The following is a 19,051-nucleotide window of genomic DNA, read 5'->3' as shown; positions in this document are numbered from 1 at the left end:
CTCTATAGCGCAGTTCTTCCTGGCAATACCGCGCGATGTGAAGACGTCTCACAGCGCCGTCAGATCACTCATCAGGCCGGACGCCACCGACAGCCGGGACACGGTGATGTCGCCGCCCTCGGTCAGAGCCTGCAGCCGCTCGCGGATGCGTCCGACCCGTTCGCCGCCGGCCTCCAGCCATGCTGTCACCGGATCCGCCGCCTCGGCATGACTGGTGAGTGCCGCCACGGCGATGCCGCGCCTGGCCGCGCCGATCATGTCGGTGGCGCGGAAAAGCGCCAGTTGATCATAATAATCCGAGGGCGTGATCGAGCGCGCCGCATCTTCGACGCGCGGGATGCGGAAGACATCGCTGACTGAAAAAAACGCCTTGGCGGCAGCGACGATGCTGGCATTTGCCGTCCGCGCCGTCAGCGCAATGTCGGGGATGAGCTCCGCCACATCGGTCAACGCCAGTTGCTCGGCAAGGCTCTCGGGCGCGCCGCCCTTCGACAGGCCGTGCCGCCGCTCCTCGATCCGCTCGCGAGAGAAGGCCGGCAGCAGCGACACGAGCTTCGGCTCCAACGCCTTGCGCGCATCCTGCAATTCGGTGATCCGCTGCCCGAGCGGCGCGGTGCCGGCATCGTTCTTCAGGTACCAGCCGCTGGTCACATAGATCAGCCGGCTGACCGCCTGATAGAGGTCGAGCTGGATCTGTCCGTCGATCTGGTTGTCGAGCGCGTCGATCTGCCGGTAGAGCGCCGGCAGCGCAAAGCCATCCCGCACCACGGCGAAGGTGCGCACGACATCGGCGGCACTGCGGCCAGTCGCTTCCTGCAGCCTGTTGACGAAGGACGGGCCGCCGCGATTGACCAGATCATTGGCGACGACACGGGCGATGATCTCGCGGCGCAGCCGATGGCCGTGGATTTCTCCCGCATATTTCTTCGCCATGCGATCGGGGAAATAGCCCATCAGATCACGGTCGAAATGCGGATCGTCCGGCATGTCGCTGGCGACGATATCGGAAAACAGCACGATCTTGGCATAGGCGAGCAGCACGCCGAGCTCGGCCCGGGTCAGCGGCTCACCGCGCGTCTCGCGCTCGGCAAAGGCCGCCGGCGACGGCAGCGCCTCGACGGCACGGTCGAGCAGTCCGCGCGCCTCCAGCGCCGCCATGAAGCGGCTCTGATGGGCGATGTCGGCGAGCCCGCGCTTACGGGCAAGGGACAGCGCCAGCGTCTGCTGGTAATTGTTGGACAGCACCAGGGCGCTGACCTCATCGGTCATCTCGGCCAGCAATTTGTTGCGCGCCGGCCGGGTCAGCGATCCCTTGCGCATGGCGGAAGCCAGCGCGATCTTGATGTTGACCTCGACGTCGGAGCAATTCACGCCGCCCGAATTGTCGATCGCATCTGAGTTGCAGCGGCCGCCATTCAATCCGAATTCGATGCGCGCCCGCTGCGTGACGCCGAGATTGGCCCCCTCACCGATGACCTTGGCACGCAGGTCGAGCGCGGTGATGCGGATCGCGTCATTGGCACGGTCGCCGACGTCCTGGTTGGTCTCGCCCGATGCCCTGACATAGGTGCCGATGCCGCCAAACCACAAAAGGTCTGCCGGCGCCTTGAGAATGGCACTCATGATCTCGACTGGCGTGGCCGTTGTCTTGCCGAGGCCGATCGCCGCAGCCGCGGGCGCCGGCAAGGTGATCGACTTCTGGCTGCGCGAGACGATGATGCCGCCCTCCGACAGCTTCGTCTTGTCGTAATCCTGCCAGCTTGAACGGGCGAGAGCGAACATACGCCGGCGCTCGGCCATCGAAGCCGCCATGTCGGGATCGGGATCGATGAAGATGTCGCGATGATCAAAGGCGGCTATCAGCCGGGTCTGCTCCGACAGCAGCATGCCGTTGCCGAACACGTCGCCCGACATGTCGCCGACGCCGACGACAGTGAACGGCGTGGTTTGGATGTCGCGGTTCATCTCGCGGAAATGCCGCTTGACTGCTTCCCAGGCGCCCTTCGCGGTGATGCCCATCTTCTTGTGGTCGTATCCGGCCGAACCGCCGCTGGCGAAAGCGTCGTCGAGCCAGAAGCCGTGCCTTTCGCTTATGGCGTTGGCGGTGTCCGAGAAGGTCGCCGTTCCCTTGTCCGCGGCGACGACGAAATACGGATCATCCTGATCGCGCCGCACCACGCCGGCTGGCGGGATGACGCCGTCCAGGCCGATATTGTCGGTGATCGACAACAGGCTGGAAACGTAATTCTTGTAGGCGGCCGTGCCGGCCTCGAAAATGGCGTCGCGCCCGGCGCTCATCGGCAGCTTTTTCGGGTAGAAGCCGCCCTTGGCGCCAACCGGCACGATCACCGCATTCTTGACCTGCTGTGCCTTGACCAGGCCAAGCACCTCGGTGCGATAGTCCTGCGCACGGTCCGACCAGCGCAGGCCGCCGCGCGCGACCGGGCCGAAGCGCAGATGCACGCCCTCGACCTCGGAGCCATAGACGAAGATCTCGCGCCATGGCCGCGGCGCCGGCAGCCCGTCGACCGATTGCGAATCGAGCTTGATCGCCAGTGATTGGCCCTTCTCTTTCGTATCGGCAACGAAATGATTGGTGCGCAGCGAGGCTTCGATCAGGTTCAGATAACGTCGGATGATGGTGTCGTCGTCGATGTTGGGAACGTCTTCCAGCGCATCCGTGATCTTGGCCTTCAGATGTTTGGCCTGAACGACGCCTTCCGTCTCATCCGTCGGGCCGAGGCGGGCGACGAACAGCGCATGCAGTCCGCGGGCGATCTCGGGATAGCGGTTGAGTGCGGCGGCGATGAAATCCTGGCTCTGCGGGATACCGGCCTGCTGCAGATAGCGGCCATAGGCGCGCAGGACGGTGATCTCGCCCGACCACAGGCCTGCGGTCTGGGCGAGGCCGTTATAGCCGTCATTGTCGACATTGCCGCGCCAGACGGAAAGGAACGCGTCCTCGAACAGCGCGCCGCCATTGCCGAGGTCGATCGGCCTGCCGTAGCTGTTCTCAAGTTCCATGTCGTGGATGAAGACCATGCCGGATTGATTGTCGCCGACCTCGAAAGTACGCTCGCTGATGACGCGGAAACCGATGTTTTCCAGCACGGGCACGCGCCGCGACAGCGCCACCGGGCTGCCATGGTGATAGATTTTCAGCGCCGCCTGATGCGGCTTCTGGTCGGCGTGACGGTAATAGTCGATGGCGATCGGATTTGACGCATCGAGCCTGGCGATGCGCCCGGCATCGGCCAGCGCCACGGCCGGCGGGAAACTGTCGCGATAACTTTCCGAAAAGCGCGAGGCGATGGCCGTTAGCTTCGCGTCGGCCCCGGTCTCGGTCGCGGTCTCGCGCAGTGCATCGTCCCAGGTCCGTACGATGTCGCGAATCGCCGCCTCGATCGTCGCCTGCTCGACCTTCGGCGTCTTGCCGCCGGAGCGGCCGATGATGAAGTGGACGCGCGCCAGCCCGCCTTCCGGGAAGGCCGGATAATAGGCCGACAGCCGGCCTTCGAAGACGGTCTTCAGATAGGTGCCGATCTTCTCGCGCACGACGCTGTCGTAGCGGTCGCGCGGCACGAAGACGAGCACGGAGACGAAGCGGTCGAACTGGTCGACACGCACCAATGCCCTGACGCGCGGCCGCTCGATCAATCCCAGTATGGCTTCGGCATGCTTGCGCAGGATCGGCACCGGAACCTGGAACAACTCGTCGCGCGGATAGCTCTCCAGCACGTTGATCAATGCCTTGCCGGAGTGGTCGCCGGGATTGAAGCCGGATTTGGCAATGACGGTTTCGGCCTTCGAGCGCAGATAGGGGATTTTCATCACCGAGCGCGTATAAGCAGTCGAGGTGAACAGTCCGACGATGCGCAGCTCGCCCGAAAGCACGCCTTTGCCGGTGTAGGTCTTGACGCCGATGTAGTCGAGGTAGATGCGGCGGTGCACCGATGACTTGGCGTTGGCCTTGGTGACGATCAGCGGTTCCGGCCCATGCAGGAAGGCGCGGATTTCCGGCGTCGTGCTCACCGCTTCGGTGCCACGCCTGAGCACCAGCACGTCGGGATCGGAAAGGATGCCGAGGCCGGGCTTTTCGGCACGCTCGAGCATGCCGCTCTTCTCGCCGCCGGTGTATTTGAATTCACGCATGCCTAGAAAGGTGAAATTGTCGTCGCGCAGCCATTCGAGGAAGGCGATCGCCTCGGTGACAAGGGCCTTGTCGAGCGGCACCGGCGAGTAGCGGAATTCCGAGATCGCCTGGTCGAGGCGGGCAAGCATCGGCTTCCAGTCGATGACGGCGGCGCGCACCTGACCGAGCAGCTTCGTCAGGCGTGCGGAAAGGCCTTCGGCCTGCTCGGCCGAAAGGCGGCCGATATGGACATGGATGACGCTCAGCCGGTCATGGCTGTGCTCGCCCTTGGCATAACCGCCATCGCCGAGGATTTCCTCGACGCCGTTCTTGCCGTGCCTGACCACGATGACCGGGTGGGTAACCAGCAGCGGCTCGCCGGCGCTCTCTGTAATCTCACCGAGGACGGAATCGAACAGGAACGGCATGTTGTCGTTGACGACGGTGATCACCGTCATCGGCCGGCCTTGGCGGACGACACCGGAATCGACGTCTATGGCAACGACGCAGTCGTCCTTCTTGTGCCGGGCGACAGCGCGGCCGGCGAGTTCGGCAGCGCGTTCGAGATCGATGACGTCGTAGGCGGCGACATCTTCGGCCGGAGCTCGGGCCAGCAAGTAGTCGGCAAGCCTGCCGGGCTTTTCGCTGCCCTTGGCCGGACTCATCTTTTTCAACTGGCTTGCGGATTTCAGGCCGGCCATGAGCTAATTCCCTCCCGTCATGTTTTTACAACTATCGTAGCAGATGACGGGTATTTGGCGACAAAGGTTTGACGGCTTGCGACGAAATGTCGGAATTCACCGGCAGCCTGGCGGAAAACGAGGAGAAATCCCCTATGACAGACAAAATCACCGCGCTTGACCTCGCACCGGCGGAGCTGAGCGAAGCGACCAACGCCTATTTCGCCAAATGCCGGGAGAAGCTCGGCCTCGTTCCCAATGTGCTGCTCGCCTACGCCTTCGACGAGAAGAAGCTGCGCGCTTTCACCGACATGTACAATGATTTGATGCTGGGTGAATCCGGCCTGTCGAAGCTGGAGCGAGAGATGATCGCGGTGGTCGTCTCATCGGTCAACCATTGCTATTATTGCCTGGTTGCACATGGCGCGGCCGTGCGCCAGCTTTCCGGCGACCCGGCCTTCGGCGAGATGATGGTGATGAATTTTCGCGCCGCCGAGCTGTCAGACAGGCAGCGCGCCATGCTCGAATTCGCGGTGAAGCTGACCGAGCAGCCGGCAAAGATCGTCGCAGCCGACCGGGCGGCGCTGCGGCAAGTGGGCTTTTCCGACCGCGACATCTGGGATATCGCCTCGACTGCCGCGTTCTTCAACATGTCGAACCGGCTGGCATCGGCGATCGATATGCGGCCGAACGATGAATATCACGCGATGGCGCGATAGGGCACCGCGGTCGTATATATTAGCTACATCGCATTCTCGTTGCTTGTTTGCCGGTTTGGTCCGATGATCGGCATGCGGCATGACCGCATGCCGGTTCGATGCCGCCGATCAAAGGAGGAGAACATGGCGAAATTTCTCTACGTCTATCACGGCTCGGGCAAGATGCCGACCGAGGAGGCCGAACGGAAGGCAGCGATGGATGCCTGGAACGGCTGGTACGGCAAGCTTGGCTCAGCCGTGGTCGACGGTGGCAATCCAGTCGGCATGTCGAAGACCCTGCTGCCCGGCGGCAAGGTCGAGAACAATGGCGGCAGCAATCCAACCGCCGGTTACACCATCATCGAAGCGAAAGACATCGACGATGCCGTCGGCAAAGCCAAGGATTGTCCTATCCTGACGGACCCGGGTTTCAGCGTCGAGATCGCACCGATAATTGAAATGGGTTGACGCGCCGGCTCAGGACCGCGCCGCGATCGCCGCCGCAGCGCCGGCCATGGTGCCGGCGCTGATGCGGTTGGCGATCTTCATCGCCCGCTTGCTCCTCAAGAGCTTGCGCGCCTGCGATGCGGCGAGCACCCATGTCAAATCGATGGCGACCAGCACCACGGCCATGGTCGCCGTCAGCTCGACCCAGCCGATCACGCGGACTGAACCGAGATCGATGATGGTCGGCAGCAGCGCCAGATAGAACATCATGATCTTGGGGTTGCCGAGCGTCACCGCCATGCCGGCAAAGAACAGTCTGACGGGCGAATCGTCGCGCGGCAGCGAGCCTTCTTTTGCCTCGACCGGTGCCGTCCACATCTTCCAGGCAAGCCAGGCGAGATAGACGACGCCAACCCATTTCACGACGACAAAGGCGAAGTGGAACGTCTGCGCCACCACGGCGAGGCCAAACACCGCCAGTGACAGCCAGATCGCTTCGCCAATCCACATGGCAAGCAGGAACGGAAACACGTCGCGAAACCCTTTTGCGATGACCCGCGCCACAAGTGCGGCAATCGACGGGCCCGGCGAGCCGGCGGCAACAAGCAGGGCGCCGGCAAAAATCAGAAGCGACGTGAAATGCATGACGCGGATCTCGTTAGAAACTTTTGGAGTCATTCAACATAACCCAACTGTTCCGACGACGGTAGCGTCTACCGAAAGAAGGCTTGTCGGCTGGGCACCTCGCGGCTAGAAATGTCGTCCCGACATCATTTCGAGCTTCACTTTGCCTACGTAACCGCCGGTCTCGCCAACTCCCCCAACACAGAGCAGGGCGTCGCAGTCGCGGCGCCTGTTTTCACATCATGTGTTCCTCAGGGTGGCGGTTCGAGACCGGTTTGGCACTGCTGAACCGCTGTCGCGCACAATCACCCGCGACGCTTATTTCCAACTGCCGCAGTCTCTCGCCACGCCGTGCCCGCAGGGGCATCTCGACATCGCCGATCTGACGAACTTCCCGACGGGAAGGGCTTTTCGGCATGCCTTCGATACTGCGTATCCGCTGGGCGATCGCGCCCAAGACCGCACCGCGACCTCACCTCAACTGCAATCGCTGCGGTGGCCTGAAAGCCTATCGCTGCAGCGGCAAATTCCGGGTCAATGCTAATGGCAAACGCATTGATGCCTGGTTGATCTACCGGTGCATCGATTGCGACAATTCCTGGAATTTCGGCATTCTGGAGCGCTGCAATCGCCGCGACATCGAGCCGGCCCTGCTGCAGGCGCTCGAATGCAACGATCCGGTCCTGGCGCGGCGCCATGCTTTCGATATTGCCGCATTGCGAAGCAGGATCGGGCGCGTCGAGGAATTTCCTGAAGCCGCCGTTCATAAGCAGGTGCTCGGGGACAGGCCGGAAAACACCGCCGGCCTCGAACTCCAGCTCGAGCTCGAAATGCCGACAGCGCTGCGGCTCGACCGGTTGCTCGCCAACGAACTCGGTATCTCGCGATCGCGGCTTCAGGTTTGGGAAGAGAAGCGATTGCTGGCCGTTGGTCCGGACGGGGCCAAAGCCTTGCGCAGGCCAGCCCGAGCGGGAACGGCGATCCGCATCGACCTGTCTAGTAATCCAGACCGGGACGGCATTATCGCGGCTGCCGGCGGGTAAGATAGAGGGAGGAAGCACGCACGTGCTCCCTCCCTCATAATGGCTGAGAAAAGTGGCTTACGCCGCGCCGACCACTTTCGCCGACTTCTCGAAACGCTTGCGCTCGTTCGGGTCGAGATAGAGCTTGCGCAGGCGGATGGTTTTCGGCGTCACTTCGACCAGCTCGTCGTCCTGGATCCAGGCCAGCGCGCGTTCCAGCGTCATGCGGATCGGCGGCGTCAGCTTCACTGCCTCGTCCTTGCCGGCGGCGCGGATGTTCGTCAGCTTCTTGCCCTTGAGCACGTTGACTTCGAGGTCGTTGTCCCTGGAATGGATGCCGATGATCATGCCCTGATAGACCTTGACGCCGGGGTCGATGACCATCGGGCCGCGGTCTTCCAGGTTCCACATGGCATAGGCCACCGATTCACCCTGTTCGTTGGAGATCAGCACGCCGTTGGTGCGGCCCGGCAGCTCACCCTTGTAAGGCTCATAGGCATGGAACAGCCGGTTCATCACGGCGGTGCCGCGCGTGTCGGTCAGCAGTTCCGACTGGTAGCCGATCAGGCCGCGCGTCGGCGCGTGGAAAACGATGCGCTGGCGATTGCCGCCCGAAGGGCGCAGCTCGACCATCTCGGCCTTGCGCTCCGACATTTTTTGCACGACGACGCCGGCATGCTCCTCGTCAACGTCGATGACGACTTCCTCGACCGGCTCCAGCAATTCGCCGTTCTCGCCCTTCTGCATGACGACGCGCGGCCGCGACACGGCGATCTCAAAACCTTCGCGGCGCATCGTCTCGATCAGCACGGCCAGCTGCAATTCGCCGCGTCCGGAGACGAAGAACGAATCCTTGTCCGGCGATTCCTCGATCTTCAGCGCGACATTGCCTTCGGCCTCGCGCAGCAGGCGGTCCCGGATGACGCGGCTGGTCACCTTGTCGCCTTCGGTGCCCGCCAGCGGTGAATCGTTGACCAGGAACGACATCGTCACCGTCGGCGGATCGATAGGCTGCGCGTGCAGCGGCTCGGTCACCGACAGGTCGCAGAACGTGTCGGCGACGGTGCCTTTCGACAAGCCGGCGATGGCGACGATGTCGCCTGCCTGCGCTTCGTCGATGGGCTGGCGCTCGAGCCCGCGAAAAGCAAGGATCTTCGAGATGCGGCCGGTTTCGACCTGGGTGCCATCATGGTGCAGCACCTTGACCGCCTGGTTGGATTTCAGCGTGCCGGATTCGATACGGCCGGTGATGATGCGGCCGAGGAACGGATTGGCTTCCAGAATGGTGCCGATCATGCGGAACGGGCCAGGATGAACGGTCGGCGCCGGCACGTGCTTGATGACGAGGTCGAACAGCGGCGCCAGAGCCTGGTCCTTCGGACCTTCGGGGTTTTCGGAGACCCAGCCGTCACGGCCCGAACCGTAAAGGATCGGGAAGTCGAGTTGCTCGTCGGTCGCGTCAAGCGCGGCAAACAGGTCGAACACCTCGTTGACCACCTCGACGTGGCGAGCATCCGGCCGGTCGATCTTGTTGATGACGACGATCGGCTTCAGTCCGACCTTGAGCGCCTTGCCGACGACGAATTTGGTCTGCGGCATCGGCCCCTCGGCGGCGTCGACCAGCACGATGGCCGAATCCACCATCGACAGGATGCGCTCGACCTCACCGCCGAAGTCGGCGTGGCCGGGCGTGTCGACGATGTTGATGCGGGTGCCCTTCCAGTCGACCGAGGTCGCCTTGGCCAGGATGGTGATGCCGCGTTCCTTTTCGAGATCGTTCGAATCCATGGCGCGCTCGGCGACACGCTGGTTGTCGCGGAACGAGCCGGACTGTTTCAGGAGCTGATCGACGAGGGTGGTTTTTCCATGGTCGACGTGCGCGATGATCGCGATATTGCGGATTTTCATGTTTTGGTCTCGGGAGCGTTGCAGGCAGCAGGCCAAAAGGCGCTGCCTCTTTCGGTTGGGCGGCTCATACAGGGTTTTTCGCAATTGCGAAAGAGGAGGCGAGTCACCAAATAAAGTCACCAAATCTTAAATGTCTTGGTGTGAAGTGGAATTATTAACCAAGGCGGAACCTTTCATGGTCCGGGCAGTTCGAATTTCATGATCGACGCAGGCAGCAGACTCCGGCCGATTTTGGCATGTAGCGCACTCGCCGTCCTCCTCGCGGCAGGCGCGGCGCAGTCGGCCGCGTCGTTCAAGGAGACGCGGACTGCCCTGCCGTCCGACAAGCGGTCGGCGGAGCAGCTTTTTGCCGATGCTCCCGATGGCGTCGACCCGGTGGTGACCGGGCCAGTCAGCGCCGCCTTCAAGCAAAGGCAGCAAAATGCCGGATGCGACAGCGCCGTCTGGCCCAACATTCCCGTCGTCTGCTATCCCGATTGATACACGTCCTACCCTCGGGCTGGCCCGAGGATAATGGTGCAGTCGCTCACGCCGACCGCACCGGATCGAGCGTGACCTTGTAGAGTTCGCTGTCGTCGCGATCCATCAGCCGCACCGTCAGCTGCTCTGTAGCGCCATCGATATCGACAAGTCCGAAGAACTGCAGGCCGGCCGACGGCGGCAGGTTCTGACCCTGCTCGGCAGTCGGTGCCTTGATGAACTTCAGCTCCGGGCCGAAGGTCATGTCGAAACCATTCGGTCCGAACGTGCCTGAATGGATCGGACCCGAAACGAATTCCCAGAACGGATTGAAGTCCTGGAACTGCGCCTTGTCCGGATTGTAGTAATGCGCGGCCGTGTAATGCACGTCTGCGGTGAGCCAAACGGTATTGCTGATGCCCGCGTTCTTTATATAGCGAAGAAGGTCGGCAATTTCCAGCTCGCGCCCCTTGGCCGTGCCATTGTCGCCATTGCTGACTGCCTCGGCCCCGACCTTCTTGGTACCGTCATTCCAGACCACGAGGCCGAGCGGCATATCGGCGGCGATGATTTTCCACGTCGCGTTGGAATTTGCCAGCTCACGCTTCAACCACTTGATCTGCTGTTCGCCGAGGATGCGCGATTCAGGCGTCATCGTCTCCTGCATATCCGGACCGTTGGGGCCGCGGTAGGAACGCATGTCGAGGAAGAACACGTCGAGCAGCGGACCATAAGCGATTTTGCGGTAGACGCGGCCCGGCTCCGACGGTTCGTAGCGGATCGTCGTCATCTCGTGGAAGGCGCGCGCCGCACGTGCTGCCAGCACATGGATTGATTTTTCTGTGTAGCGGTCGTCGGCGCTCAGGTCCTTCGAGTCCGACCAGTTGTTAAGCACCTCATGGTCGTCCCACTGATAGAAAGTCGGGCAGATGGCACTGAGCGCAAGAACGTTCTTGTCCATCATGTTGTATTTCCACTGCGCCCGGTATTCGTCCAGCGTCTCGGCAACCTTGCGCTTTTCGTTGATCAGCACTGTGTTTTTCCACTTGCCGCCATTGGGCAGGTCGACTTCGTCCTTCATCGCACCATCGGCATAAATCGTATCGCCCGAATGCAGGAAGAAGTCGGGCGTGTGCTTGGCGATCGTGGCGTAGGTCTTCATGCCGGTCTCGTCTATGCCCCAGCCTTGGCCGGCGGTGTCGCCCGACCAGGCAAAGCGGATGTCACGCTTCGAGGCAGGTGCCGTGCGGAAGCGGCCGACGATCGGCTCGGAAACGGCGTTGATGTCGGCAAGATCGGCCGCGACCATGCGGTAGAAAATATCCTGGTCGGAGGCGAGATCGGTGAGCAGCCGCTTCACCGTATAGTCGCTGGCCGGCGAGGTATCGAGCGGCGCCAGGCGGACGGCATTGGCGAAACTTTCCGTCGACGACACTTCGAACATGACGCGCGACGGCCGGTCCGTGCGCGTCCAGACCATGCCGCTGGTCGCGTCGACGTCGCCGGACTGGATGCCATGGGTGAAGGCCGGGCGCTGATTGGCGCGCGAGTAATAGGGAAGGGCGAGACCCGAGGCGCCGACCAGGCCAACGGCGCTGGCCGACGTGACGAAAGCGCGCCGCGTCATTGAAATCTTGTTCATGGCTGTCTCCTGGATGGCGTTGAACGTCGCCGCCAAGCTCCAGCTTCAATGTTTCAGGCACATTTCGAAACGATGAAGGTTTTCTGACATCAACAAGCGGGAAGGCTGGACCGCTCGGCGGCGAAGCTGCTGATCTCCCCCCTTGCGGGTCCCTTGCGGGGGAGATGGCCGGCAGGCCAGAGGGGGGCGCTGTCCCGCCGACGTACAAATCAGAAAGAAATCAGACGGAGCAGCGGAGTTTGGGCAGAACATTGCGTAAAGTCGGAGGCTGGCGAACCTTCGCGCCCCCTCTGCCCTGCCGGGCATCTCCCCCGCGAGGGGGAGATCGGCAATTTGGCCGACGGCATCTCTCCTGCAACGAGAAGCTATGCCGCCTGCGGTTCAGGATCGAACGCCGGGCGGCTGGTGTTGATCAGCAGCGAGATGCAGGCGGCGGCTATTGCCGTCATGCCGGCGATCAGGAAGGCAAGCTCGTAATTGCCCTGCAACTCACGCATAGTGCCACCGAAAAAGGCCGCTGTCGCTGCGCCGACTTGATGGCCGGCGACGATCCAGCCGAAGACGATCGGCCCGCTGCGGTCGCCGAACGCCTCGTTGGAAAGCCGCAGCGTCGGCGGCACTGTGGCGATCCAGTCCAGTCCGTAAAATACGGCGAAGATGATCAGGCTGGTCGCGGAGAAGCCGGAATAGGGCAGATAGATCAGCGACAGGCCGCGAATGCCGTAATAGATGCCGAGCAGCTTGCGCGGGTCGAAACGGTCGGTGAGCCAGCCCGACAGCGTCGTGCCAATAAGATCGAAGATACCCATCATCGAGAGCAGGCCCGCGGCCTGCACTTCGCCGATGCCCATATCGCCGCAAAAGGCGATCAGGTGCGTGCCGACCAACCCGTTGGTGGTGAAGCCGCAAACGAAGAAGGTGGCGAACAGGTACCAGAACACACGCGTACCGGCGGCGCGGCGCAACGTGCTCAGCGTATGCGCGAGGAAATTGCCTTGCGCGGCCGGCGGCGCGGGCGGCACATCGTCGAGCTCGGCGCCATAGCGGACCATGCCGATCGCGGCCGGACGCTCCGGTACCAGCATATAAACCAGCGGCACCAAGGCGGCGGTGGCCACGGCAATGGCAATGGCGACCGGCTTCCAGCCGCCGGACTGGGCGAGCGAGGCGAGCAGCGGCAGGAAGACCAGCAGCCCGGTGGCGCTGGACGCCGACATCAGTCCCATCACAAGGCCGCGATTGGTCTTGAACCAGCGGTTGACGATGGTCGCGCCGAGCACGGTGGCGACAGCGCCCGAACTGATGCCGGAAAACACGCCCCAGGTGAGGAGCAGATGCCACGGCTTGGTCATTAGCAGGCTGAGCGCGGTCGATCCCGACATCAAAAGCAGCGCGGCAAGCAAGGTGCGGCGCAGCCCGATCCGCTCCATCAGCGCCGCGGCAAACGGCCCGGTCAGGCCATAGAGGAAGATGCCGGTGGCCGCCGCCAGCGAGACGACGTCGCGCCGCCAGCCGAAACTATTCTCCAGCGGCAGCATCATGACTGCCGGCGCCGAACGCAGGCCCGCGGCGATCAGCAGGCAGAGGAAGATGACGGCGACCACGACGAAAGCGTAGCGCTGGCCAAACGGGCGGGATTGAGCTATCATGTTACTGACCGGTACGTTTCAGATGCGCGGAACATACGTACCGACCGGTAACATTGTCAACCAGGCATCGGCAAACCAGACATGAAAAGCATTGAACCAACGATCAAGGAGAATGGCGCACCGCTGCCTCGCGCCGCCGAACGGATCCTCCAGGTGGCGCGCGACCTGTTCTACCGGCAAGGCATCAGGGCGATCGGTGTCGACGAGATCGTACGGCGTGCCGGCGTCACCAAGCCAAGCCTCTACCGCAGCTTTCCGTCCAAGGATGAGTTGGCTGCATCCTATCTTCGGCACTATGACCTCGAATTCTGGGAGCGCTTCGACGAGGCGGTGAATGCCCATCCCGGCGATCCGCGCGCGCAGATCGTCGCCTTCCTGACGCGTGTCGGCAAGCGCACGCAAAGGCCCGACTATCGCGGCTGTGGCATGACCAATGCCGCGGTCGAATATCCCGAACACGGCCATCCGGCCCGCGTCGTGAGCGAGGCCAACAAGCAGGAATTGCGCCGGCGCTTGCGCACCATGGCGGCGGCGATGGGTGCCGGCGACGCCGACACGCTGGGTGACGGGCTGCTGCTCCTGATCGAGGGCGCCTATATCAGCGGTCAGTTGTTCGGTGCCGGCGGACCGGCGCAGTCGGTGGCCCGCAACGCCGACCTTCTGATCGAAGCAAGCTTGAGGAAATAGCGTTCCGTTTACCAGGTCACTGTGAGCAGCCTGACTTCGTCTAGGCTGCTGCTGAATTTGACGGTACGCTGCGGCAGCCCGAACGGAGTTGTCCGCCATGCGCGCTCTTTTGATCCCGCTTGCCCTCGCCGGTTTCTGCCAGGCGGCCCGGGCTGGCGACATATCCAGCGTCTATACCGATCTCGTCTGGGAGAAGGACTGCGTGACTTATGCCCAGGCGGAGGAAGGCGACGGCGACTGGGCCGACCTGGCCTGTTCGGGCTATGGCGGCTACCCGGTGATGGTTTCCTACGACGATGCGCGGGAATCGCTGTTCTACGGGTTTCCACCTGGCGACATGACCACGGTCTGGGAAAGCTTTTCCGGCCTCAACTCGGCTGGACCCAAAGTCGAGTGGCGTATCGAAACCAAGGGCGATATGGCCGTTCCTTTCGCAGTCATCCATCGTCGCTCGATCAGCGATAGCGAGGGCGAGAACAAGTCGACGGAAGTGCTGATCGTCGCCAAGGTTGCCCAGCCTGGCGCCTACGAAGGCTGCACGATCGCTCTTGTGCTCGCCACTGGCAATCCCGCCGCCAACGATCAGGCGCGCAAGCTTGCCGACGAGAAGGCACGCACCTTCGCCTGCGGCAAGGACAAGCGTGTGGTGATCGGCAACACGCCCGATTTCGGCCGCGTCGACAACTGACGATTTGCGCCCGTTAATTACTTGCGCTTGGCCCGCTCGATTGCCTCGACGATCATCTTCTTGGCATAGGCGGCATCGTACCAGCCCTCGATCTTGACCCATTTGCCGGGTTCGAGATCCTTGTAGTGCTCGAAAAAGTGCTGCACCTGCTGGCGGGTGATATCAGGCAGCTGCGTGTATTCGTGAACGTCCTCATAGCGCAAGGTCAGCTTGGGCGAAGGTACTGCGATGACCTTCTCGTCCTGGCCGGCATTGTCCTCCATCACCAGCACGCCGATCGGCCGCACATTGATGACGCAGCCCGGCACCAGCGCGCGTGTGTTGCAGACCAGCACGTCGATCGGGTCGCCGTCGCCCGACAGCGTGTGCGGTACGAAACCGTAATTGCCGGGATAGCGCATCGACGTGTGCAGGAAGCGGTCGACGAACAGCGTGCCGGCCTCCTTGTCCATCTCGTACTTGATCGGCTCACCGCCGATCGGCACCTCGATAATGACGTTGACGTCCTCGGGCGGGTTCTTTCCGCTGGCAATCGCTTCGATACGCATCGCTTTATCCCTCTCTCGATTGAAGATCGATAGCGGGCGACGGCGAATGGTGCAATGCGGCGAATGGTACTGGGGGATCGTCCGAACCGAAACCGGTCGGATCATGCGCTGGCCGTCATTCCCAGACGAAAGCGACCTTCTTCAGCGCCTTCTGCTCGAATATCTCGACGCCCTCGGCCACATCGCGACCGCCGGCGCCGGCATAGAAGGCAAGTGCGTTCTGATTGTCTTCCAGCGCCCACACCACCATGCCCTTCAAGCCATGGTCGGCCAGCCGTGCCCGTGCCGCCGAGAACAGCCGGCTGCCGAGCCCGATGCCTTGATATTCCGGCCGCAGGTAAAGCTCGTAGATCTCGCCCTGCTGCCTGAGTTCGCGGGCACGGTTCTTGCCGATCGTCGCGTAGCCGGCAATTTTGCCGCCGATTTCGACGACCAGGACGGTGGCGGCGCGGCGAATGGCATTCGCCCACCAGTCGGCACCGCGGCGGTTGATCATCGATGTCAGAGTGCGGTGTGGGATGATGCCCGAATAGGCGCCGCGCCAGGCCTCGAGATGCACGTCGGCAATGGCGGCTGCATCGCGCGGCTCGGCTTTCCTGATGTCGATGCTCAGCGTATTCATGATTGGTTAACCATAAACCCGCGGCGCCCGATTGCAAGAGTCCGGTCAGCCACTGCGATGCTTTCGCACAGCCGAACGGTGCGTCCTTGAGACGCTGCAAAACCGCCTTTAGCGAGATCAAATCTCGACCAGATGGTCGTCCAGTTCGTTGCTGTCGCCGGTCGACACCGGAAAATGCTCGGCCAGTACCGCACCGACCGCTTCGACCGCCCTGACGAAGCCGTCGGCAAGCCGATCGTCGCCGGCATGCGCCGTAAGGTCGCGGACGACACCGTCCCAGACATGCTGGCCGACACGAGAATCGATGCCGCTGTCGGCGACCACTTCAGCATAGCGCTCGGCGATCGAGACGAACACCAGCACGCCGGTGCGCGCCGCGGTGCGGTGGACGTTGCGGGCGAGGAACTGCTTCATCGCATTGGCGTGGGCGGCCTGGTAGCGCAGCCGCCTCGGCACCAAATGGATGCGCAATGCGGGCAATGCCCACAACAGGATGAGCACACTGGCAAGCGCCAGAAGCTCGGCTATGACGAAATGCGGCAAGCGGATCGACAGCCACCAGGCTTCCAGCCCGTAACCGACGGCGAGGCTGACGACGAGCATGCCGAGCATCGCCATGAAGGCGGCCGGGAAGAAATAGCCGTCGCTTGCATGCGCCACGACGCAGTAGATCTCGCCGTCGGTCTTTGATTCGGCAGCGCGGATCGCATCGGCGATGCGCTCATGATCCTCGGGGCTGATCGGTCGTGTTGCCATGATTGATGTCTCACCAGCTTCCTGAAGAACCGCCGCCGCCGGACGAACCGCCGCCGCCGGAAAACCCGCCGCCGGAACTTCCTGACGACCAACCACTGCCTGAACTTCCCGACGACCAGCCACTGCCGGACGAGGTCCCCGACGTCCAGGCACCGCCACCGGAGGGTGACGAACCTGGCCCGCGGCCGTAGCGGAACGTCATGCCCAGCCACTTGTACACGCCCGGCGACAGTTTCGTGCCGAAGATCGGCGGCAGGAACGCCATTGCCAAGCCGCCGAAGAACATCGTCGCCCACAGGATGATGAACAGCATGAAGATGGGATCGACAGGATTGTCATTCGCCGGATTGCGCTTGCCGCGCGCCTCCAGCTCTTCGGGATTGCCTTCCAGCACCATGATCATGTCGTCGACGGCCTTGCTGATGCCGCCTGAGAAATCGCCGGCACGGAAGGCCGGCACCATATCGTTTTCGATGATCAACTTGGTGTGCAGGTCGGTCAGCGTGCCTTCAAGCCCATAGCCGACCTCGATGCGCATCTTGCGGTCGTTCGGCGCCACCAGAAGCAGGACGCCGTTGTTCTCCTTCGCCTGGCCGAGTTTCCAGGCGCGAAACAACCGGTTGGCGTAAGGCTCGATCTCCTCGCCGTCGAGGCTGGGAATGGTCGCGACGACGATCTGGTCGGACCCCTTGGTCTCGAAATCGGCAAGCTTCTGCGTCAGCGCCACCTTGGTCGCGGCATCGATGATGCCGGCATTGTCGACGACCCGTCCGGTCAGCGCCGGCAATTCGGCGGCGAAGGCCGCGAAGCCGAACAGCAGCACCGCTATGGCCAACAGCGCGGTGCCGGTCATTTTGATGAAACGGCCGGATTCCACCGGGCTGACGGCGTGTCTTGTCATCTCGTCACCAGCTTCCCGAGGAGCCGCCGCCGCCGGACGAACCGCCGCCGCCGGAAAACCCGCCACCGCTTGAACCCGACGACCATCCCCCGCCGGAACCTCCCGACCAGCCGCCGGACGACCGCCGGCTCGGCTCGAAGGTCATGCCCAGCCAGCGATAGCGGCCGGGACCGATCTTCTGGCCGAAGATCGGCGGCAGGATGGAGGCTGCGAGGCCGCCGAAAAAGATGATTGCCCAGATGGCTATGAAGATGGTGAAGAACAGATCGTCGCTGTTGAACGGCGGCTGCTGGTTGCGTTCGCCGCGCGCTTCCAGCTCTTCGGGATTGCCTTCCAGCACCATGATCATGTCGTCGAGGGCCTTGCTGATGCCGCCGGAGAAATCGCCGGCACGGAAGGCCGGCACCATGTCATTTTCGATGATCAACTTGGTGTGCAGGTCAGTCAGCGTGCCTTCAAGCCCATAGCCGACCTCGATGCGCATCTTGCGGTCGTTCGGCGCCACCAGCAAAAGCACGCCGTTGTTCTCCTTCGCCTGGCCGAGTTTCCAGGCGCGAAACAACCGGTTGGCGTAAGGCTCGATCTCCTCGCCGTCGAGGCTGGGAATGGTCGCAACGACGATCTGGTCCGAACCCTTGGTCTCGAAATCGGCAAGCTTCTGCGTCAGCGCCGCCTTGGTCGCGGCATCGATGATGCCGGCATTGTCGACGACCCGTCCGGTCAGCGCCGGCAATTCGGCCGCGAGAACGGTGAGAGGGAGGAGGAGAAAGCTTAGAACGAAGCCAAAAAAAATCCGGCCGGCATTTCTTCCCACCCCCCTCTGTGGGGAGATGGCCGGCAGGACAGAGGGGGGTGGGACGGAGTACAAGGCCAACGGGAACAGACCCGCTAAGCGCCGTTCACCCGCCCTGCTGCGTGCCGAAATCGACCTTCGGCGGCTGCATCTTGTCCTCCTCGATGGTGAAATTCGCAAACGGCTGGTTGCCGCGGAACCACAAGGTCGCCCAGATCACCGACGGGAAGGTCCTCAGCGTCAGATTGTACTCTCTCACCGCCTGGATATAGTCGCGGCGGGCGACCGTGATGCGGTTCTCGGTGCCTTCGAGTTGTGCTTGCAGCGCCAGAAAGTTCTGGTTGGCCTTGAGATCGGGATAGTTCTCCACCACCGCCAGCAGGCGCGACAGCGCGCTGGTCAGGCCGGCCTGGCTGTCCTGGAATTTCTTGAAGGCTTCCGGATTGTTCAGCGTTTCCGGCGTCACGGTCACCTGCGTCGCCTTGGCGCGCGCTTCGACCACGGCATCGAGCGTGTCCTTCTCGTGCGCGGCATAGCCCTTGACCGTGTTGACCAGATTGGGGATGAGATCGGCGCGGCGCTGGTATTGATTCAACACCTCGCTCCATGCGGCCTTGGCGTTTTCCTCAGCCGTCGGGATGGTGTTGTAGCCGCAGCCGGCAAGCAGCGGCAGCATGACGGCCATCACCAGGAACGCAGCTAAATTACGGAAGATTGGCGGTAAAGCAAGGCGCTGGACAAGCATGATAAGGTCCCTCGATAGCATTGGCACGCGAAGCATTAGCACAATCCTTG

17 protein-coding genes are annotated in these 19,051 nt (G+C 62.6%); 6 read left to right on the top strand and 11 right to left on the bottom strand.

The genetic code is table 11. The annotated features are described in order from the left end of the window. Positions 1-48 precede the first annotated feature (48 nt). Positions 49-4,833, bottom strand: a complete 4,785-nt coding sequence (locus NKJ93_RS06200) for an NAD-glutamate dehydrogenase (protein WP_352588165.1) — start codon at positions 4,831-4,833, stop codon at positions 49-51. Between the two features lie 134 nt (positions 4,834-4,967). On the opposite strand from NKJ93_RS06200, the gene NKJ93_RS06195 reads away from it, so the two are divergent. Both NKJ93_RS06195 and NKJ93_RS06190 read left to right on the top strand, forming a co-directional pair. After that, a complete protein-coding gene (locus tag NKJ93_RS06195) occupies positions 4,968-5,531 on the top strand; it encodes a peroxidase-related enzyme (RefSeq protein ID WP_023719735.1) in 564 nt (187 codons plus the stop codon). A gap of 123 nt (positions 5,532-5,654) precedes the next feature. Next, entirely contained in the window at positions 5,655-5,978 is a 324-nt protein-coding gene (locus NKJ93_RS06190; protein WP_023678126.1) for a YciI family protein, read from the top strand. 9 nt (positions 5,979-5,987) lie between these two features. On the opposite strand, the gene NKJ93_RS06185 is transcribed toward NKJ93_RS06190, so the two are convergent. Further along, a complete protein-coding gene (locus NKJ93_RS06185) occupies positions 5,988-6,602 on the bottom strand; it encodes a LysE family translocator (protein ID WP_023719736.1) in 615 nt (204 codons plus the stop codon). A gap of 395 nt (positions 6,603-6,997) precedes the next feature. Between NKJ93_RS06185 and NKJ93_RS06180 the strand changes: the two genes are divergently transcribed. Beyond that, positions 6,998-7,624 (top strand): DUF1062 domain-containing protein, encoded by a 627-nt coding sequence (locus NKJ93_RS06180; RefSeq protein ID WP_023719737.1) that lies wholly within the window; start codon positions 6,998-7,000, stop codon positions 7,622-7,624. Between the two features lie 57 nt (positions 7,625-7,681). Here the strand turns inward: NKJ93_RS06180 and typA are convergent, their stop codons facing one another. Further along, positions 7,682-9,511 carry a translational GTPase TypA gene (typA, locus tag NKJ93_RS06175; RefSeq protein ID WP_023719738.1) on the bottom strand — a complete coding sequence of 610 codons (1,830 nt, stop codon included), beginning with the start codon at positions 9,509-9,511 and terminating at the stop codon, positions 7,682-7,684. Positions 9,512-9,709: 198 nt separating this feature from the next. On the opposite strand from typA, the gene NKJ93_RS06170 reads away from it, so the two are divergent. Continuing rightward, positions 9,710-9,991 carry a hypothetical protein gene (locus NKJ93_RS06170; RefSeq protein WP_023719739.1) on the top strand — a complete coding sequence of 94 codons (282 nt, stop codon included), beginning with the start codon at positions 9,710-9,712 and terminating at the stop codon, positions 9,989-9,991. A gap of 46 nt (positions 9,992-10,037) precedes the next feature. Here NKJ93_RS06170 and NKJ93_RS06165 read toward each other — a convergent pair whose 3' ends face one another. Together NKJ93_RS06165 and NKJ93_RS06160 are read right to left on the bottom strand one after the other, a co-directional pair. Next, entirely contained in the window at positions 10,038-11,612 is a 1,575-nt protein-coding gene (locus NKJ93_RS06165; RefSeq protein WP_352588162.1) for an alkaline phosphatase D family protein, read from the bottom strand. Positions 11,613-11,977: 365 nt separating this feature from the next. Continuing rightward, a complete protein-coding gene (locus NKJ93_RS06160; RefSeq protein ID WP_031194621.1) occupies positions 11,978-13,261 on the bottom strand; it encodes an MFS transporter in 1,284 nt (427 codons plus the stop codon). A gap of 81 nt (positions 13,262-13,342) precedes the next feature. Here NKJ93_RS06160 and NKJ93_RS06155 point away from each other — a divergent pair, with 81 nt between their 5' ends. Together NKJ93_RS06155 and NKJ93_RS06150 are read left to right on the top strand one after the other, a co-directional pair. Next, positions 13,343-13,948, top strand: coding sequence for a TetR/AcrR family transcriptional regulator (locus NKJ93_RS06155; RefSeq protein ID WP_031194622.1), 606 nt, complete (start codon positions 13,343-13,345; stop codon positions 13,946-13,948). Between the two features lie 97 nt (positions 13,949-14,045). Then, positions 14,046-14,636, top strand: a complete 591-nt coding sequence (locus NKJ93_RS06150; RefSeq protein ID WP_023721303.1) for a hypothetical protein — start codon at positions 14,046-14,048, stop codon at positions 14,634-14,636. A 17-nt stretch (positions 14,637-14,653) separates the two neighbouring features. On the opposite strand, the gene ppa is transcribed toward NKJ93_RS06150, so the two are convergent. The 6 genes from ppa to NKJ93_RS06120 all read right to left on the bottom strand — a co-directional run bounded on the left by ppa (position 14,654) and on the right by NKJ93_RS06120 (position 19,001). Continuing rightward, entirely contained in the window at positions 14,654-15,184 is a 531-nt protein-coding gene (gene ppa, locus NKJ93_RS06145; protein WP_023721304.1) for an inorganic diphosphatase, read from the bottom strand. Positions 15,185-15,299: 115 nt separating this feature from the next. Further along, complete coding sequence (locus tag NKJ93_RS06140) at positions 15,300-15,806, bottom strand: GNAT family N-acetyltransferase (protein ID WP_023678138.1); 507 nt, start codon at positions 15,804-15,806, stop codon at positions 15,300-15,302. A 117-nt stretch (positions 15,807-15,923) separates the two neighbouring features. Further along, positions 15,924-16,562 carry a TPM domain-containing protein gene (locus NKJ93_RS06135; protein WP_352494107.1) on the bottom strand — a complete coding sequence of 213 codons (639 nt, stop codon included), beginning with the start codon at positions 16,560-16,562 and terminating at the stop codon, positions 15,924-15,926. 10 nt (positions 16,563-16,572) lie between these two features. Beyond that, complete coding sequence (locus NKJ93_RS06130; protein WP_352588424.1) at positions 16,573-17,415, bottom strand: TPM domain-containing protein; 843 nt, start codon at positions 17,413-17,415, stop codon at positions 16,573-16,575. Positions 17,416-17,467: 52 nt separating this feature from the next. Then, on the bottom strand, positions 17,468-18,277 hold the full coding sequence (locus NKJ93_RS06125) for a TPM domain-containing protein (RefSeq protein ID WP_502895830.1): 810 nt from the start codon (positions 18,275-18,277) through the stop codon (positions 17,468-17,470). 85 nt (positions 18,278-18,362) lie between these two features. Beyond that, entirely contained in the window at positions 18,363-19,001 is a 639-nt protein-coding gene (locus NKJ93_RS06120) for a LemA family protein (RefSeq protein ID WP_023721309.1), read from the bottom strand. Positions 19,002-19,051 lie beyond the last annotated feature (50 nt).

It is taken from the genome of Mesorhizobium sp. M0028, assembly GCF_040323855.1.
GTDB lineage: Bacteria > Pseudomonadota > Alphaproteobacteria > Rhizobiales > Rhizobiaceae > Mesorhizobium.
The sequence above is the reverse complement of the archived record's forward strand: the minus strand, read 5'-3'. Positions and strand labels throughout refer to the sequence as shown.

Bases quoted from the DNA above. Each gene is read 5' to 3' on its own strand.
- NKJ93_RS06200 (WP_352588165.1), bottom strand. From the start codon at position 4,833: ATGGCCGGCCTGAAATCCGCAAGCCAGTTGAAAAAGATGAGTCCGGCC.
- NKJ93_RS06195 (WP_023719735.1), top strand. From the start codon at position 4,968: ATGACAGACAAAATCACCGCGCTTGACCTCGCACCGGCGGAGCTGAGC.
- NKJ93_RS06190 (WP_023678126.1), top strand. From the start codon at position 5,655: ATGGCGAAATTTCTCTACGTCTATCACGGCTCGGGCAAGATGCCGACC.
- NKJ93_RS06185 (WP_023719736.1), bottom strand. From the start codon at position 6,602: ATGCATTTCACGTCGCTTCTGATTTTTGCCGGCGCCCTGCTTGTTGCC.
- NKJ93_RS06180 (WP_023719737.1), top strand. From the start codon at position 6,998: ATGCCTTCGATACTGCGTATCCGCTGGGCGATCGCGCCCAAGACCGCA.
- typA (WP_023719738.1), bottom strand. From the start codon at position 9,511: ATGAAAATCCGCAATATCGCGATCATCGCGCACGTCGACCATGGAAAA.
- NKJ93_RS06170 (WP_023719739.1), top strand. From the start codon at position 9,710: ATGATCGACGCAGGCAGCAGACTCCGGCCGATTTTGGCATGTAGCGCA.
- NKJ93_RS06165 (WP_352588162.1), bottom strand. From the start codon at position 11,612: ATGAACAAGATTTCAATGACGCGGCGCGCTTTCGTCACGTCGGCCAGC.
- NKJ93_RS06160 (WP_031194621.1), bottom strand. From the start codon at position 13,261: ATGATAGCTCAATCCCGCCCGTTTGGCCAGCGCTACGCTTTCGTCGTG.
- NKJ93_RS06155 (WP_031194622.1), top strand. From the start codon at position 13,343: ATGAAAAGCATTGAACCAACGATCAAGGAGAATGGCGCACCGCTGCCT.
- NKJ93_RS06150 (WP_023721303.1), top strand. From the start codon at position 14,046: ATGCGCGCTCTTTTGATCCCGCTTGCCCTCGCCGGTTTCTGCCAGGCG.
- ppa (WP_023721304.1), bottom strand. From the start codon at position 15,184: ATGCGTATCGAAGCGATTGCCAGCGGAAAGAACCCGCCCGAGGACGTC.
- NKJ93_RS06140 (WP_023678138.1), bottom strand. From the start codon at position 15,806: ATGAATACGCTGAGCATCGACATCAGGAAAGCCGAGCCGCGCGATGCA.
- NKJ93_RS06135 (WP_352494107.1), bottom strand. From the start codon at position 16,562: ATGGCAACACGACCGATCAGCCCCGAGGATCATGAGCGCATCGCCGAT.
- NKJ93_RS06130 (WP_352588424.1), bottom strand. From the start codon at position 17,415: ATGACCGGCACCGCGCTGTTGGCCATAGCGGTGCTGCTGTTCGGCTTC.
- NKJ93_RS06120 (WP_023721309.1), bottom strand. From the start codon at position 19,001: ATGCTTGTCCAGCGCCTTGCTTTACCGCCAATCTTCCGTAATTTAGCT.